The sequence below is a fragment of the Bacteroides sp. AR20 genome (assembly GCF_964250605.1).
Classification (GTDB): Bacteria; Bacteroidota; Bacteroidia; order Bacteroidales; family Bacteroidaceae; genus Bacteroides; species Bacteroides uniformis.
In genome coordinates, this window is sequence record NZ_CAXUGK010000005.1 from 72,620 (window position 1) to 88,952 (window position 16,333).

The window sequence follows — 16,333 nt, forward strand, 5'->3', positions numbered from 1 at the left end:
TATGAAGATAGTTTATTTGGCATTAGGCTTATGGCTGTTGCCCGGAATGTTGTGGGCGCAAAGTGCGGAGAAAGAGAACGAATTCACCATGTCGATGCAAATCAGACCCCGTGCAGAATACCGTAACGGTGCACAGTTCCCACGTTTCGAGGGAGACAAAGCAGCTGCATTCATCAACAACCGTGCACGCCTTTCCATGGAGTACAAACGCTCGGACTTGAGCATGAAGATTTCCGCCCAGCATGTAGGGGTGTGGGGACAAGACCCGCAGATAGATACTAACGGGCGTTTCATCATGAACGAAGCATGGGCAAAGCTCGATTTCGGTGCCGGTTTTTTTGCACAACTGGGACGCCAGACCTTGTCTTATGATGACGAACGTATTTTAGGAGGACTGGACTGGAATGTCGCAGGTCGCTATCATGATGCCTTGAAGCTGGGCTATGCCAAGAATGCCCACCAACTGCATTTCATTCTTGCCTTCAACCAGAACAAGGAAAAGTCAAAAGGCGGTACCTATTATTATGACGGCGCGCAACCTTACAAGAATATGCAGACCCTTTGGTATCATTATGCGGCGCAAGCTTCCAATCTTGATGTCTCTTTATTGTTCATGAATCTGGGGCTGGAAACCGGTGATGCGGAGACCGAGACCTCCCGTACCCGCTATTTGCAGACGTTTGGTACTTACGTGACTTATCAACCGGAATCGGGAAACTGGCTGCCCGTGCAGGCTGCTTTCTATTACCAGACCGGAAAGAACAAGAATGCGCAGAGTGTATCTGCCTTTATGGCAAGCGTGAAGGCTGCCTATGCCATAGACAAGCAATGGAGTGTGAGCTTGGGTTATGATTATCTGAGTGGAAGTGACGGGGAGGGTGACAAGTTCAAGGCTTTCGATCCCCTTTACGGAACACATCATAAGTTCTATGGAGCGATGGATTATTTCTATGCTTCTGCCTGGCAGGGAGTCGCTCCCGGTTTGCAGGATGCCCAGTTGGGTGTTAACTTCAAGACATCCAAGCAGGTGAGTATGCAATTGAATTATCACTATTTTGCTACTGCTGCCAAGCTGGATGATGTAAAAAAGGGATTGGGTTCGGAGATAGACTATCAGCTTGACTGGAATGTGATGAAGGGCGTGAAGCTTTCTGCCGGTTACTCCATCATGCGGGGTACGAAGTCCATGGGCGTGGCGAAAGGCGGCGACCATAAACGTTGGCAGGATTGGGGCTGGGTATCTGTCAACATCAATCCGAGAATCTTGTTTGTAAAATGGTAGTTTAGATATACTCTTTCAGAGCTGCTTCATTCAATACCTCAATTTTCTTACCCGTCATTAGGATAATACCTTCTTTGGTCATCTTATTGATTTCCTTTGAAAGTGCCGGGCGGGTTACATTGAGGTATTCTGCCAGCTCAGATTGGGTATGCGCTATGGTGATGCTGGTAGAGTTGGAAATTCTGTTTTCAAACAGATAGACGACAAACCTTTCGCGGACTGTTTTGCGGGAAAGGGCTTTTAATCGCGAAACCGTGCAGGCATTGCAATTTCCCGTTATGCAAAGGAAGTTGTGCAGCACTTTGGGATCCTGGCTGATAAGTTTGAAGGTGGATTCTTTGGTCGCAGTGAATAGGATACAGTCTTCAATGGCGGTAAAAGTTGCCGGCAGTGTGGTGTTGCTGCCGAAGAGATGGGGAGTGGCAAAGGCCCGGGGGGCAACGATGTATTCTACCATAACCTTATTGCCCAGGCCGTCTATAATATCTACACGCAATTTGCCTTCCAATAGTATATATAGCTTCTTGCAGGGGGTGCCTTGCCGGGCAACTATATCTTTCTTGTCTATAGAATAGACTGAATATTCCAGTTTCTCAAGCAGCGATTGCTTGATATTATGTGGCAAATCCCTTAGTAGAGGGATTTGGAACAATAACTGTTCGTACTTTTCATCCAGTAGAATCTTTTCCATAGCTTTTTATTCTTGGACAAAGGTAAGAATAATATATAAGTGTGGGCGTTTTTTTATAAATACTTTTGGGCGGAGATTTCATTTATCCGCATTTCCTTCTCTTCTATCCGGATGCATCCTTCGCTTGCCAGCTCCGATAAGGCACGTGCCAGCGAGGGACGCGCCACTCCCAGTATTTGTGCCACTTCCTGCTGGTTGAGTATCGTGCCATGCATGCGTAGATAGTTCAGTATGCGCGATTTCAGGCTTTGCAGGGCAAAGGCATTCAGCTTTTTGGAGAGGAACAGAGTTCTGTCCGATACCAGTTGCAGAAAGTTGCGCATCACAGTGGGGTGTCGATGCAGGAACTCCAGGAAAACATTCTTGTTTATGATGAGTATCTCACATTTCTCTTTTGCTTCGATATTTACCGGGAAGCGGTTTTCGGAGGCAAAGACAAAAGCCGGGGCAAGTAGTTGCGGGGCTTTCAGCGTTTCTATGGTGAGTTGCTTTCCCTCTGCACTGACCATTTGGGTACGCACACTGCCGCTGCACAATATGAATAGAGAACGGTATGCTTCTCCCTGCATGGCAATAAAGTCAGCAGGTTTGTATTGCCTGCGTGCATGTTCGGGTGCCAGAATGAGGGATAATAATTCTTCTTCTGTTATGCCTTGGAAAGGAGGCATTTTCAATAATGTATGGATTTCCATTTTCTTTTTTACTTTTTTGTGATTCGATGTAACATTCGTGACAGTTTTCGCGTTGTAGAACTCTCATCTTTGCACAAAGATAATGCAAACCGAAAGTAATAGAAAATAAGCTTGCTTATTTTTATTGCTAAGGTGCCGCTTCTTTTATGGAAAGATAATGTAAACTTTTAAATGAATAGGAATATGGAATCAAACATGTTTTGTTATCAATGTCAGGAGACTGCCAAAGGAACTGGCTGTATATTGAAAGGTGTGTGTGGAAAAGAAAGCCATACGGCTCAAGCAATGGACTTGTTACTGTTTGTAGTCAGGGGCATCTCTGTTGTTGCCGATACATTACGTAAGGCAGATTGTCCGGTCTCTGAAGAAGTGAATGTTTTTGTGACGGATGCTCTGTTCTGCACCATTACGAATGCAAATTTCGACGATGAAAGCATCTTGAAGCGGGTGGATAAAGGAATCATCATGCGTAATGGATTGATTCAAGAAGCGGAACACAACAAAGTGTTCCTACCCAAAGTAGATGAACTGACTTGGCAGGGAACGCGTGATGACTATGCCGAAAAAGCGAAGACAGTAGGTGTTCTGCGTGAACAAGATGAAGACCTCCGCTCGTTGAAAGAATTGCTTGTCTATGGCTTGAAAGGTATGGCAGCCTATCTGGAGCATGCCATGCGTCTGGGATTCAATGATGATACGGTTCATGTTTTCATGCAACGCGCACTGGCTACCATTGCGGTTGAGTCTCTATCGGCAGAGGAGTGGGTGAAGCTGGTTCTCGAAGCCGGTGAGTTCGGAGTAAAGACAATGGCTCTATTGGATGCGGCCAATACCGGTACTTACGGTAATCCTGAAATTACAAAGGTGAATATCGGTGTGAAGAACCGTCCGGGAATTTTGATCAGCGGCCATGACTTGAAAGATATGGAAGAATTATTGAAACAGACTGAAGGCACGGGAGTAGACGTCTATACACATGGTGAAATGCTGCCTGCCCACTATTACCCCGCTTTCAAGAAATATTCCCATTTTGTAGGCAATTATGGTAATGCCTGGTGGAAACAGCGCGAAGAATTCACTTCCTTCAACGGACCGATTCTGTTTACCACCAATTGCATCGTTCCTCCTCTGGCAAATGCCGTGTATAAAGAACGTATGTTTACCACCAACTCTACCGGCTATCCGGGTTGCAAGTACATTGATAAGGATGCTGAAGGTAGGAAAGACTTTTCTGAAATCATAGAGATTGCCAAACAATGCCAGCCCCCGGTGGAGATAGAGCATGGAGAGATTATCGGCGGTTTTGCTCATAACCAGGTACTGCAACTGGCAGACAAGGTGGTAGATGCCGTGAAGAGCGGAGCCATACACCGCTTTATCGTAATGGCAGGCTGCGATGGACGTATGAAGAGTCGTGACTACTACACGGAATTTGCCAAAGCCTTGCCGCAAGATACCGTTATCCTGACCGCAGGTTGTGCCAAATACCGCTATAATAAACTTGGTTTGGGAGACATCAACGGCATTCCCCGTGTATTGGATGCCGGGCAGTGCAATGACAGCTATTCACTGGCGGTAATAGCCATGAAGCTGAAAGAAGTATTCCAGCTGAACGACATTAATGAACTTCCCATAGTCTACAACATAGCGTGGTACGAACAGAAAGCAGTTATTGTATTATTGGCATTATTGAGCCTCGGTGTGAAGGATATTCACTTAGGACCTACATTGCCCGCTTTCCTTTCTCCAAATGTCGTCAAGGTACTGGTTGATATGTTCCATATTGCAGGTATCGGTAGCGTGGAAGATGATTTGAAGAAATTCGGATTGTAAATAAGATGATGGGGTGATATCCTGCTATCACCCCATCATCTTATCCTCTTATCACATTATTTATCGCTTCCTCCGTTCCGCAGAACGGCCCGTGCGATTGTAGCTTTATGGTACACATGGCGGCGGCAAAGCATCCGGCTTCTCGATAAGACGCGCCTTTGTCGCGCATATACAGATATCCTACCATATAGGTGTCTCCGCATCCCGTTGCATCTGTAATCTGCAGGGCAGGGTAGGCGGGTATTTCGTGGAATTCTCCTTGGGCATAAATCAGCGAACCTTTATCTCCCAGGGTCAGCAGCACTTCCTTCACGCCCCAGTCTGCAATCAGCAATGCAGCTTCGTGCGGTTCACTGCATCCGGTCAGCACTTCCATTTCAGCTTCGTTGGCTTTCAGGATATGGATATACTTCAATGCTTCTTTCTTTTCCGGCCAGTCTACGGCCAGCACCTTTTCATTCTCCACCTTGCGGAGAAATCCTTGCACGTCTACCGAGAGGAGTCCCTTGCCGGACAAGAACTTGATGACCTCCAAAGAGAAGTCGTCGGCAAGCAGACTGCCCAAGTGGATAATCCGTGCATCGGTATCTTTCAAACCTTCCACGGTGAAAGGGTCTGCTTTTGCCGTGACACGTTGTGTACGTTCGTTTTGATTTTCTCCATAAATATTCTCGAAACAGACGGAATGTGTGCTGTGCAAGGCTTTGACGGAAATACCTTCTTTCCGAATGTCTTCCACAATGCCCATGTCAGTATCAGCCAAAGCTGTTACCAATAGAAAATCGTTAGCATTCAAGTGCTTGATGGCATGTGCGAAGTAGAAGGAGGTGCCTCCCGGCATATATATGGTATTTTTAGGGGTTACAACTTTATCTTGGGTAATATAACCGATGCAACATAGACTGTGTGTGTTCATTTCTTTGTTGGCTTTTTATTTCTTTATTGTATTGATTCCGTAAATTGGGCGCGAAGATAGTGATTTAATAACAATTCGACTATATTTGCAGCTGTAAATGTAGCTTCATTGAATATGAATTCATTAAAAACGAAAAGAGTACGTATGATAGTTGGCATTATAGTGGGTATTGTGGCTGTTGCGGTCATAGCGGGATTCGTTTTTGTCAATCAGCCGAGTTTCGGGAGGGCTCCTCAAGGAGAACGGTTGGAGAGGATAAAGAAGTCGCCTCATTACAAAGACGGAGAATTCCGGAATCTGCACAGTACGGTGATGATGACTTCCCAAAAGGGACGTTTGGGAGCTTTCTGGGGATTCTTATTTAAGAAAGAAACCGATTTGCGTCCTGAAACGGAGATTCCGGTTATAAAGACGGACCTCAGCAAGATAAGCAAGGACGAGAATGTATTGGTATGGTTCGGACATTCATCCTATTTTATCCAGGTAGACGGAAAGCGTATACTGGTAGACCCCGTATTTTGTGTGGCTTCTCCGGTTTCGTTTGTAAACAAGCCGTTCAAAGGGGCGGATGCCTACAAGCCTGCCGATATGCCGGAGATTGACTATCTGGTGATATCACATGACCATTGGGACCATCTGGATTATGAGACGGTGATGCAGCTGAAAAACCGGGTAGGCAAGGTGGTCTGTCCTTTGGGGGTAGGCGAACATTTCGAGTATTGGGGATTTGACAAATCATCCCTGGTTGAGCTGGATTGGTTTGAAGATACTGTACTGGATAAGGGATTTCTGCTTCATTGCTTGCCCGCCCGGCATTTTTCGGGCCGCTCGTTGAAAGCGAATCAGGCACTATGGGCCTCTTTCCTTATCGAAACCCCTTCGCAGAAGATTTATATGGGCGGTGATAGTGGATATGATACGCATTTTGCCGAAATAGGCAAGCAATATCCTGGCATTGACCTTGCCATATTGGAGAATGGGCAGTATAACGAAGATTGGAAATATATCCATACCATGCCCCAATATTTGGGACAAGTGGCCAGGGACTTGAATGCGGAAAAGATTCTGACTGTCCATCATTCCAAATATGCTTTGGCTAGACACCGCTGGGACGAACCGTTGAAGAATGCCATGAATCTGAAAGAGAAAGACTCTTTGAACGTGTTGATGCCTATTATAGGGGAAGTGGTCCGGTTAAAATAATGAACGATATTGATTAGCTATTGACGAGTTATTAACGGAAATATATATCCCTATCGAAAATAAAAGTAAGATAATATGTTGGAATTACCCGAAGTTATCACCCTGAGCAAACAAGTGAACAACGCCTTGAGCGGTAAAACAATCACGCAGGTATTCAATGCCACCAAACCGCATAAGTTTACGTTCTATAACGGCAATCCGTCGGAGTATGGTAAACTGCTCGTAGGCAAAACCATCCTTTCATCCGAAGGATATGGCATGTTTGTCAATTTCAATCTTTCGGATAATGTGATCATGAATATAGGCGACGGAGTCAGTGTCCGTTATTACAATGCGGGAGATAAGATTCCTGCCAATTACCAGTTGTTGCTGACGTTTAATGATGATTCATTCCTTGTCTTCACGGTTGTAATGTATGGTTTTATCAATGTTTATCCTGATAGCTATATCGACAATAAGTACTATAAATTGAGTCGGGAAAGCATTTCGCCGTTGAGCGATAAATACACCGAAGCGGAATTTGAGAAACTCGTTGCCGAAGCAAAGAAGACCCTCTCTGCTAAAGCTCTATTAGCAACCAATCAGCGTATTCCCGGTGTAGGTAACGGCGTAACGCAGGATATTCTGTTCAATGCACGGATAAATCCCAAACAGAAAGTGCTACTTCTGTCGGATAATCAGAAAGACGTTCTTTTTAATGCTCTAAAAGAAACATTGGTGGATATGACGTTCGAGGGCGGACGCGATACGCAAACAGATCTTTATGGCAACGCCGGAGGTTACAAAACCATTCTTTCTGCCAAAACATGGAAGAATCCTTGTCTCCGTTGTGGCAGTACCATCATAAAAGAGGCTTATATGGGTGGTTCGGTATATTATTGCCCAACGTGTCAACAGATAAAAGAATAAATGTCCACATTCTGTTAGCTCCCTTTATGTACGATGCAAGGAATTAATATTCTGTATAACAGTTTATTAATTCCTTGTATCGCATTCTGTTAATATCGTGTCTACACGATATTCGTATCCTGCGAACACGATATGAATATCTTCTTTTCTTTATACTTTGTACGGACAAAAGGGGTGTTTTATAAAGCCCGCCCTTTGTAAACGTTTGACTGGGACAATGGAACCAGGACTCCGTTCAGCGTCAGGGTATTCGAATTGAAGTTCGGGCTGATTCTTGCCGATGCATTATTGCCGCCGTTGGTCAGTGTGATATACACTTGTGCGGATATTCCGATGCCTTGTACGCTGAAGCTGCAATTCACGTTTCCCTTTTTGTCGGTCGTGATTTTCATTTCCTTTCTGCTGCCGTCCACTGTGATGCCGCCTATTCCGTTGGGGCCTGCAAGGGCATTGTTGGCAGCTATTTGTACGGATGCGTGTTCACCGTCCATCAGAACGAAGTTTGTTGTCGATGAAACAAATGCGCTCCGTCCTCTCTTGAACACCAGCTGGTCTGCTTCCAATACAAACTTGCCCTCTTTCAATGCCTGGACGGCAATGGCATAGTTCCTTTCATTTTCTGCTTTTTCGCGTGCTTTCTGGGCTTCGCGTTGGGCTTTACGCTCTGCTTGGCGTGTTTCGCTGCTACTCTGTGCATACATCAGGGTCGATGCACTTACCAACACCAGTGTGATTAATGTAATGATTCGTTTCATAATTGTTCTTTGTTATTTAGTTAAGACCTTCTGGTTGATTAACAAATGAAAAGCCAAAAAGATGCAGCTTGAATCTTAAATAAGCGTAAGACTTAACACTTCTTTGGTTTTGTTGGAAGTTCGTATTAAATTTCTTCCAAGGCATAATACTGGTAATCCCGGAGAATGGTCTGAAGAAAGTTTTCCGGGTTACTGTCATGAGGAGTGATGGAGAGAAGTTCCTGCACTTTTTTCGCAAGGGAGGCAATGCGGCGTGTACGGTCTTTTTTACCCGATTGCAGGGTCCGGGTAATGACGTTGATTTGCTCCAATGACAAGTCGGAAGCTTGTGGATAGGTAGGTCGGTAGTCTTTGGTCAGGTAGTCGAACTCATCGAGGCTGACGTGTATCTTGCGGTAATTCTTTTCCTTGATTACCATGGTGCCGGCGGCAAGGTCTCCCATTCGCTGGCTGTTTTTGGTCAAAAGGACGACCAGAAGTCCCAGACCACCGGTCACCGGTCCGTCGATAGGGAAGAGAAGCCATCGGAGCAGGTACGAGCCTATGCCGGGCGTGGAGCCGTCTGCCTTTACGACACGAATGTTCATCAGCCGCTTGCCGAAACTTTGTCCCTGGTTGAACATTTCGCAGAGAAATGCATAAAGCAAGACTGGCAGGTAGACAATGGTAAAAAAGAAAAGCATCGTGAAATCAGAGGGTAGATGAATCCGTGAAAACAAGGCCAAAGTAGAAAATACATAGAATCCGAGCAGAATATAATCTATGGCCAGTGCAATGAGCCGCTCACCGATACTGGCAGGCGTTTGACTGATGCGGACAAATTGTCCGGTGATAATTGTAGATTCTGCCATTCCTGATAAAACATTTTTAGTATTTCATTGCAAATATATCATTATTCTCTTATTTTTGTTACCTATTTCAGACAAAACTTCTCTGAAATAGTCATGGGGTATGAAAGAAGTGACGTTTATCCGGCAGAACATCGAAAAATGGAAACGAGCAGAAACAATGGTGGAGCAGGCGGAAAGTCTGTCTCCCGATGAACTTGCCGACGCATATACGGAGCTTACGGCAGATCTGGCTTTTGCCCAAACGCATTTCCCCGCTTCCCGCATCACTATCTATCTGAACAATCTTGCCTCGGCATTGCACAACCGCATTTATAGAAACAAGCGCGAGAAATGGTCAAGAATTATCACCTACTGGACCCGTGAAGTGCCTTCGGCCATGCACGATGCACGCCGTGAGCTGGTGGCTTCCTTCATTATATTTGTGGTCAGCGCATTGATAGGAGTGGTATCCGCTGCCGGAGACCCCGATTTTGTGCGTTTGATTTTAGGAAACTCCTATGTGGATATGACTTTGAACAATATCGCTAATGGTGAACCTATGGCTGTATATAACGGTTCCTCCGAGTTCCCCATGTTTCTGAGTATCACGCTGAACAATATCATGGTCTCCTTCAACTGCTTTGCCATGGGGTTGCTGACCAGTTTTGGCACCGGATACATGCTCCTTAACAATGGTATCATGATAGGGGCTTTCCAAACCTTCTTTTATCAGCACGACTTGCTTTGGGAGTCCTTCCTTGCCATTTGGCTGCACGGGACACTCGAAATCTGGGCGATTATTGTAGCCGGTGCCGCCGGTCTTGCCCTGGGCAACGGATGGCTCTTTCCCGGAACCTATTCAAGGCTGGAATCTTTCAAACGGGGAGCCAAAAAAGGACTGAAAATAGTGGTGGGTACGGTACCCGTATTCATCATGGCAGGATTTATAGAAGGATTCGTTACCCGCCATACCGAACTTCCGGATGCTTTGAGGTTCGGCTTTATTCTACTCTCTTTGTCGTTTATCTTTTTTTATTATATTTATTTACCTAACAGAAAGAAGCATGGAAGCACAGAAACCTAAAATCGCACTGTATGTACAACGTTCTTTTGGAGAGAAACTAACTGCTACCTTTGATTTTATCAAAGAGAATTGGAAGCCGTTGATGAAATTCACCACATATCTGATGTTGCCGCTTTGTCTGCTTCAGGGACTGAGCTTGAACGGGCTGATGAGCGGTACAATGGCTCTGGGTGATATGACCGGAGGCTCGTTCGACTCTTCTGTTGTCGGAGCGTCCATCATGGCACTGGTGACTTATTACAGTCTGTATGCCGTTCTCTATCTGCTAGGAACTGTCATGCTGACCTCTTTGGTCTACGCATTGGTCCGTACTTACAATGAACGGGAAAAACGCTTGGAGGGAGTGACGTTAGGGATGCTGAAGCCCTTGTTGTTCCGTAATGTCAGAAGGGTATTTCTGATAATGATTGTCGGTGTGCTTTTGGTGCTGTTTGTAGGGCTTATTGTTGGTTTTATAGCCACCGTCATTCCGTTCATGGCGATTGCGTTCTTGTTCGTTCTGCTCGTTGTGGTGGTGTCTGTGCCACTTGCTATTTGGGCTCCAGTCTATCTGTTCGAAGATATCTATATCATAGATGCCTTGAAGAAGGCCTACCGACTGGGTTTCGCTACCTGGGGAGGTATCGTACTGATTTCCATTGTTATGGGATTCATCGCCGCCATCTTGCAGGGAGTGACGATGATTCCATGGTATATCGGGACTATTGTGAAATATATCTTTGCAATGACTGATGCAGGTGGCGGTGCCACTGTATCGGCAGCCTATAGCTTTGTGCTTTATCTGCTGGCGGTGGTCCAGGCATTCGGCGTTTATATGTCCATGATTTTCTCATTGCTGGGACTGGCTTATCAATACGGTCATGCTTCGGAAAAGATAGATTATGTGATGGTGGAGAGTGATATTGACAATTTTGATAAACTCTGATAACGGACTATGAATATGGCTCCGGCTGATACACTGGTTTGTGATACTGCACAGGTTGCCGCTTGGCAGTCTGACCCGGCGTTTGCTTACAGTCGTGAGTTGATAGCTCCCGAAATTAATGTACTTGAGTGGTTCAGCAGATGGTTCGGCAAGCTGCTGGACAAGATATTCGGGAATACGTTGGTGGCAGAATATTCGGAAGTCGTATTGATATGCATTGCCGTTCTTATCCTGGTATTGGTCATTTGGTTTGTGTACAAGAAGCGTCCGGAACTGTTCATGCGTTCGCGCAAGAGTACCCTGCCCTATACAGTGGGGGAGGATACCATCTATGGAGTGGATTTTGCGGAAAGAATTGCCGATGCGCTTGCCCGGACGGATTATCGGGAGGCGGTGCGTTTGCTCTATCTGCAGACGCTGAAACAGCTCAGCGATGGAAAACGTATAGACTGGCAGTTATATAAAACGCCTACACAATATATCTATGAAGTCCGTCTGCCAGCTTTCCGCCAAATGACCAACCATTTTCTACGAGTACGTTACGGAAATTTTGAAGCGACCGAAACTTTGTTCCATGCGATGCGGGATTTGCAGAAAGAAGTGGAGAAAGGAGGGGCGGCATGAAGGGGAACCATTGGTTTATAGCCGGTATCATTGTTTTTCTGGTGTTGATGTTTGCGATAGAGTGCCGTCTGCCAAAGAAGTTTGTCTGGAACCCTACGTTCAGCCATTATGACAAGCAACCGTTCGGCTGTGCCGTGTTCGATAGCCTGCTGTCTTCATCGTTGCCGAAGGGATATTCGTTGTCGAGAAAGACTTTTTATGAACTGGAGCAGGAAGATACGACGCTCCGCCGCGGAATACTGGTTGTTACCGATAACCTGCATTTGACGGATGTAGATGTGGAGGCGATGTTGAAGATGGCGGGACGGGGAGACCGGATTATGCTGGCGGGGAGCTCTTTCAGCCGTATTTTGAAAGATACGCTGGGATTTGAGTGCAGCTATTCCTATTTCAGTCCGTCGGCTTTGAAAAAATATGCCACTGCATTGCTTTCGAAAGACAGTTTGTGCTGGGTGGGGGATTCGGCGGTTTATCCGCAGCAGACTTTCTGTTTCTATCCCCAACTTTGTCAGTCTTATTTCTTTGCAGATTCCATTTCTAGTAAAGTGTTGGCGGAAAAAACTGTTACCGGAGAAGCTGCTCATCCGGTTGCCATGTCGGTTTCTTGGGGAAAAGGGGAAGTTATACTGGCTTCCACTCCCCTGCTTTTTACGAACTATGGTGTGCTGGATGGGAAGAATGCGGCTTATCTTTTTCGTATATTGTCCCAGATGGGTGGATTTCCCATTGTCCGTACCGAAGGCTATATGAAAGAAACAGCCCAGGTACAGATGTCTTCTTTTCGCTATTTCCTTTCGCAGCCGCCGCTTCGCTGGGCATTGTACTTGAGTATGGTTTCCATCCTGCTCTTTATGATATTTACAGCCCGCAGGAAGCAGCGCGCCATTCCGGTTATCCGCGAACCGGAAAATAAGTCTTTGGAGTTTGCAGAGTTGATAGGTACTCTTTATTATCAGAAGAAGGACCATGCTGACTTAGTCCGCAAGAAATATCTCTATTTTGCGGAGGAACTGAGGAGGGAAATACAAGTGGATGTGGAGGAAGTGGCAGAGGATGAGCGCTCTTTCGGCAGGATTGCCCGGAAGACGGGTATGGAAGCGGGGGAAATAGCCGTGTTCATCCGCGAGGTGAGGCCGGTGGTGTACGGAGGGCGCAGCATCTCTGAGAAGGAGATGAAACGGCTTGTCGATAAAATGAATGAAATAATCAATCATATATAAAGAAGATATTTATGGAAGAGAACACAGAAAAACGGGTGGACTTGACTCTCTTTTCCGAGAAGATACAAGCGTTGAAGGACCGGATTGCTACGGTCATAGTGGGGCAGGAGCAGATAGTGGACCTGGTACTGACGGCTGTCCTGGCAAACGGCCATGTGTTGCTGGAGGGAGTGCCGGGGGTGGCAAAGACACTGCTTGCCCGTCTAGTGGCACGCTTGATTAAGGCGGACTTCAGCCGCATTCAGTTTACTCCGGACTTGATGCCGAGTGATGTGTTGGGTACTACGGTCTTCAACATGAAAACCAATGACTTTGGCTTTCATCAAGGACCGGTGTTTGCCGACCTCGTGCTGGTGGACGAGATAAACCGCGCTCCCGCCAAGACGCAGGCAGCCTTGTTCGAGGTTATGGAAGAACGGCAGGTCAGCATTGACGGTACCACGCATCAGATGGGAGAACTCTATACGATTCTGGCAACCCAGAATCCGGTGGAGCAGGAGGGGACTTATAAGTTGCCTGAAGCGCAACTGGACCGCTTCCTGATGAAAATAACCATGGGATATCCCTCATTGGAGGAGGAGGTGGACATCCTGGAGCGCCACCACGCCAATGCTTCGTTGGTGAAGTTGGAGAGCCTGACGCCCGTGCTCACAAAAGAAGAACTGCTTTCGTTGCGCAGGCTGATGGAACACGTGTTTGTAGACCGCACGCTGCTTCAGTACATCGCGTTGATTGTACAGCAGACGCGTACCAGCAAGGCTGTATATTTAGGAGCTTCTCCGCGTGCGTCCGTGGCAATGATGCAGGCCTCCAAGGCATATGCACTGTTGCAGGGACGTGACTTTGTGACACCGGAGGATATTAAGTTCGTTGCTCCGTATGTGCTTCAGCATCGCTTGATATTGACAGCGGAAGCCGAGATGGAAGGCTATTCGCCGGTAAAGGTGACGCAACGTCTGATTGATAAGGTGGAAGTGCCGAAGTGAGACTGGGCCGCCGATTCTATATTGCTCTTGTTCTGATAGTCCTGCTGACGGGTATCGGGTACGTCTTTGCTCCATTCTTTGCAATCGGGCAGTGGGCGCTTTTTGTTTTGGCGGTGTCGGCGTTGGTGGATGGGGTGATGCTCTATCGTATTCGCGGCATCCGGGCATTCCGCCAGTGTGCTACCCGCTTCTCCAACGGAGATGAAAACACCGTGAACATACGTGTGGAGAGCAGTTATCCGCATCCGGTGGCTGTGGAAGTGGTGGATGAGATTCCTTTTGCATTCCAGTTGCGGAATATTGATTTCCGGATGAGGCTTCAGGCGAATGAGGGCAGGACGATTACGTATCATCTGCGTCCTACGCGGCGGGGGATTTACTCTTTCGGACGGATTCGGGTGTTTGTGGCAGGCAGAATGGGATTGCTTTTCCGCAGATATACTTGCGATGCTCCGCTGGATGTCAAGGTATATCCGTCCTATCTGATGCTCCATCGGTATGAGTTGCTTGCTATCAGCGACAACTTGACGGAATTGGGCATCAAACGTATCCGCAGGGTGGGGCATCATACGGAGTTCGAACAGATAAAGGAGTATGTGAAAGGCGACGATTACCGCACGATAAACTGGAAAGCAAGCGCCCGGAGGCACGAACTTATGGTAAATGTCTATCAAGACGAGCGTTCCCAGCAAATCTATAACGTGATAGACAAGGGGCGGATTATGCAGCAGGCATTTCGCGGGATGACCTTGCTGGACTATGCTATTAATGCCTCCCTGGTTCTTTTGTACGTTGTCATGCGGAAGGAGGATAAAGCCGGACTGGTAACGTTTAATGAGCACTTTGATACATTTATCCCCGCCTCCCGACAGCCCGGACAAATGCAGGCGTTATTGGAGAACCTTTACAGCCAGCAGACTACTTTTGGGGAGACCGACTTTTCCTCATTGTGCGTACATTTGAACAAGCGCGTCAACAAACGCAGTCTTTTGGTGCTGTATACCAATTTTTCCGGCATCGGCAGCTTGAATCGCCAGTTGGCTTATTTGCAGCAGTTGAACCGCCAGCACCGGTTGCTGGTCATCTTCTTCGAAGATGCCGCTCTGAAAGAGTACGTCGCCACTCCTGCGAGGGATACGGAAGGGTATTACCGCCATGTCATTGCCGAGAAATTTGTATTCGAGAAACGGCTGATAGTCTCCACCTTGAAGCAGCACGGCATCAGTTCTGTACTGACTACACCGGAAAATCTTTCTGTGGACGTGATAAACAAGTATCTGGAGATGAAGTCACGTAGCCAGATATAAAAACAGTAACTAAGGTTATATAATCCGTAATAAGGGTAGTGAAGATGTCTGGATTTTCCTCTAATTTTGTAATTGGTATATTGTGAAGGTGTGGAAAACATATCCTTAAGATTTTATATATCTGAAGTTACAATAATGAGAATGACTTTATAGGTGATGAAAGACAATACATTGGACATAAAGACCGTATGTGAATGTAACCGGTGCCTGGGATGTAAAACGTTGCATCCTCAGGTAAGCATTATTAATCTGGAAAATCCTAGTGTGTATCAGGATGCTGTGAAGTTTGAATTCTATGCCATCCTACTGATTGAGGACTGTGAAGGGGATTGTGACTGCTGCGGACGGAAATATTATGATTATTCCAATGCTACGATGGTATTTCTTACTCCCGGCGAGATATTCCGGATGAACAAGAACAATACGCTTCCGGACAAAGGTTGGCTGCTGGCATTTCATCCCGATTTATTGCTTTGTACTACGTTAAAGAATCATATCGACAACTATACTTTCTTTTTCTACCGCAAGGAGGAGGCGTTGCATCTGTCACAGCGCGAAACGGCCAAAGTGACGTGTTGCCTTGAGAATATTGATGATGAACTTCATCATTCCATTGATATGCATAGCAATACCATCTTGTCCCGTCACATCGAATTGCTGCTGGATTATTGCTCACGTTACTATGAGCGGCAATTCATCACCCGTGAGAATAAGAACAAGATGATTCTGGGGAAAATGGAAGGGATATTGGACGAGTATATCACTTCCGGAAAGTTGCAGGAGGGGAAGCTGCCCACTTCCGGATGCTGTGCCGAAAAACTGAATCTTTCGACGGCTTACTTTGATGATTTGCTGAGGTTTGAGACGGGTAAGACATTGGCTGAATACTTCCAGTTCAAATGCTTGTACACGGCCAAGAAAATGTTATCGGAAGGTGGTAATACACCTGCTGCCGTAGCGCGTCGGCTGGGCTATCCGAGTGTGCAATATTTCAGTCTGGTGTTTAAGAAAGCAACGGGAGTTGCACCGAATGAATATAGATATTCACAAAATTGAGATGATGCAGATAGAATGAA

General features: G+C 46.4%; 16 protein-coding genes. 11 read left to right on the plus strand and 5 right to left on the minus strand.

Annotated elements, in window-relative coordinates; genetic code table 11:
- The first annotated feature begins 1 nt into the window (after position 1).
- On the plus strand, positions 2–1,282 hold the full coding sequence (locus ACESTD_RS04590) for an alginate export family protein (RefSeq protein ID WP_005831479.1): 1,281 nt from the start codon (positions 2–4) through the stop codon (positions 1,280–1,282).
- Between the two features lies 1 nt (position 1,283).
- Here the strand turns inward: ACESTD_RS04590 and ACESTD_RS04595 are convergent, their stop codons facing one another.
- Together ACESTD_RS04595 and ACESTD_RS04600 are read right to left on the minus strand one after the other, a co-directional pair.
- On the minus strand, positions 1,284–1,973 hold the full coding sequence (locus tag ACESTD_RS04595; protein WP_005831477.1) for a Crp/Fnr family transcriptional regulator: 690 nt from the start codon (positions 1,971–1,973) through the stop codon (positions 1,284–1,286).
- Between the two features lie 53 nt (positions 1,974–2,026).
- Positions 2,027–2,665, minus strand: coding sequence for a Crp/Fnr family transcriptional regulator (locus tag ACESTD_RS04600; RefSeq protein ID WP_195288662.1), 639 nt, complete (start codon positions 2,663–2,665; stop codon positions 2,027–2,029).
- A 183-nt stretch (positions 2,666–2,848) separates the two neighbouring features.
- Between ACESTD_RS04600 and hcp the strand changes: the two genes are divergently transcribed.
- A complete protein-coding gene (gene hcp / locus ACESTD_RS04605; RefSeq protein WP_022402018.1) occupies positions 2,849–4,498 on the plus strand; it encodes a hydroxylamine reductase in 1,650 nt (549 codons plus the stop codon).
- Positions 4,499–4,538: 40 nt separating this feature from the next.
- On the opposite strand, the gene ACESTD_RS04610 is transcribed toward hcp, so the two are convergent.
- On the minus strand, positions 4,539–5,414 hold the full coding sequence (locus tag ACESTD_RS04610) for a PfkB family carbohydrate kinase (protein WP_061412187.1): 876 nt from the start codon (positions 5,412–5,414) through the stop codon (positions 4,539–4,541).
- 144 nt (positions 5,415–5,558) lie between these two features.
- Between ACESTD_RS04610 and ACESTD_RS04615 the strand changes: the two genes are divergently transcribed.
- Positions 5,559–6,617: an MBL fold metallo-hydrolase gene (locus ACESTD_RS04615; RefSeq protein ID WP_022402020.1), complete on the plus strand. Its 1,059-nt coding sequence runs from the start codon at positions 5,559–5,561 to the stop codon at positions 6,615–6,617.
- 75 nt (positions 6,618–6,692) lie between these two features.
- Positions 6,693–7,526 carry a DNA-formamidopyrimidine glycosylase family protein gene (locus tag ACESTD_RS04620; RefSeq protein WP_005832407.1) on the plus strand — a complete coding sequence of 278 codons (834 nt, stop codon included), beginning with the start codon at positions 6,693–6,695 and terminating at the stop codon, positions 7,524–7,526.
- Between the two features lie 179 nt (positions 7,527–7,705).
- On the opposite strand, the gene ACESTD_RS04625 is transcribed toward ACESTD_RS04620, so the two are convergent.
- Positions 7,706–8,281: a DUF4251 domain-containing protein gene (locus ACESTD_RS04625; protein WP_008664890.1), complete on the minus strand. Its 576-nt coding sequence runs from the start codon at positions 8,279–8,281 to the stop codon at positions 7,706–7,708.
- 125 nt (positions 8,282–8,406) lie between these two features.
- A complete protein-coding gene (locus ACESTD_RS04630; RefSeq protein WP_005832400.1) occupies positions 8,407–9,132 on the minus strand; it encodes an RDD family protein in 726 nt (241 codons plus the stop codon).
- Positions 9,133–9,232: 100 nt separating this feature from the next.
- Between ACESTD_RS04630 and ACESTD_RS04635 the strand changes: the two genes are divergently transcribed.
- From ACESTD_RS04635 to ACESTD_RS04665, 7 genes are all read left to right on the plus strand, one after another.
- Positions 9,233–10,195 carry a stage II sporulation protein M gene (locus tag ACESTD_RS04635; RefSeq protein WP_005832397.1) on the plus strand — a complete coding sequence of 321 codons (963 nt, stop codon included), beginning with the start codon at positions 9,233–9,235 and terminating at the stop codon, positions 10,193–10,195.
- Positions 10,176–11,120, plus strand: coding sequence for a hypothetical protein (locus ACESTD_RS04640; RefSeq protein WP_022402021.1), 945 nt, complete (start codon positions 10,176–10,178; stop codon positions 11,118–11,120). The genes ACESTD_RS04635 and ACESTD_RS04640 overlap by 20 nt, the downstream gene beginning before the upstream one ends.
- Positions 11,121–11,129: 9 nt before the next feature.
- Positions 11,130–11,744, plus strand: a complete 615-nt coding sequence (locus ACESTD_RS04645; protein ID WP_009038199.1) for a DUF4129 domain-containing protein — start codon at positions 11,130–11,132, stop codon at positions 11,742–11,744.
- The gene (locus tag ACESTD_RS04650) at positions 11,741–12,964 is read left to right on the plus strand and encodes a DUF4350 domain-containing protein (protein ID WP_022402022.1); all 1,224 of its coding nucleotides are present in this window, start codon (positions 11,741–11,743) and stop codon (positions 12,962–12,964) included. The genes ACESTD_RS04645 and ACESTD_RS04650 overlap by 4 nt, the downstream gene beginning before the upstream one ends.
- Positions 12,965–12,975: 11 nt before the next feature.
- On the plus strand, positions 12,976–13,950 hold the full coding sequence (locus ACESTD_RS04655; protein ID WP_022402023.1) for a MoxR family ATPase: 975 nt from the start codon (positions 12,976–12,978) through the stop codon (positions 13,948–13,950).
- A complete protein-coding gene (locus tag ACESTD_RS04660; RefSeq protein WP_329779393.1) occupies positions 13,947–15,257 on the plus strand; it encodes a DUF58 domain-containing protein in 1,311 nt (436 codons plus the stop codon). Before ACESTD_RS04655 ends, ACESTD_RS04660 begins: the two co-directional genes overlap by 4 nt.
- A gap of 156 nt (positions 15,258–15,413) precedes the next feature.
- On the plus strand, positions 15,414–16,313 hold the full coding sequence (locus ACESTD_RS04665) for an AraC family transcriptional regulator (protein ID WP_016274303.1): 900 nt from the start codon (positions 15,414–15,416) through the stop codon (positions 16,311–16,313).
- The last annotated feature ends 20 nt before the right edge of the window (positions 16,314–16,333 follow it).